1 protein-coding gene is annotated in these 504 nt (G+C 62.7%); it reads right to left on the bottom strand.

Translation table 11 applies throughout. From position 1 onward, the window contains the following. A partial coding sequence (locus AWB67_RS39370) for an MFS transporter (RefSeq protein ID WP_125477928.1) occupies positions 1 to 504 on the bottom strand: 504 nt, incomplete at both ends.

Raw genomic sequence — 504 nt, forward strand, 5'->3', positions numbered from 1 at the left:
ATGTAGCTGATGGACAAGCCCGAATAGCGCACTTGCGTGCCGAACAGCTCGGCGAGGAACGTGGCGATCGGTCCATAGTTCGCGGCGAACGCGGTCATCATCAGCAGGTAGCCGAGCAGCGCAAAGGGGAACTCGCGCATGTCGAGGAGCCAGAAGAGCGGGAAGGCGAGCAGCGCTTCCGCGACGATGCCACCGACGATCACCGGCTTGCGTCCGATCACGTCCGACAGCCGCCCGAACGCCGGCAAAAGCACGATGCAGACCGCGCACGAGATGAGCGCAATGGCGAGCATCGCATTGCGGGTGAAGCCGAGCGTCTGCGTGCCGTAGGTCAGACCGAACGCGACAATGAGGTTGAACGACGTACCGGTCGACATCGTCGCGATGCCGCCGAGCAGCACCTGCTTCCAGTTCTTCGTCAGCACTTCGACGAGCGGTACCTTCACCTGCGCGGCGGCTTCCTTGACCTTGCTGAACGAAGGCGTTTCCGACGTATTCAGCCGG

Source organism: Caballeronia terrestris (assembly GCF_001544515.1).
In the GTDB taxonomy this organism is placed as follows: domain Bacteria; phylum Pseudomonadota; class Gammaproteobacteria; order Burkholderiales; family Burkholderiaceae; genus Caballeronia; species Caballeronia terrestris.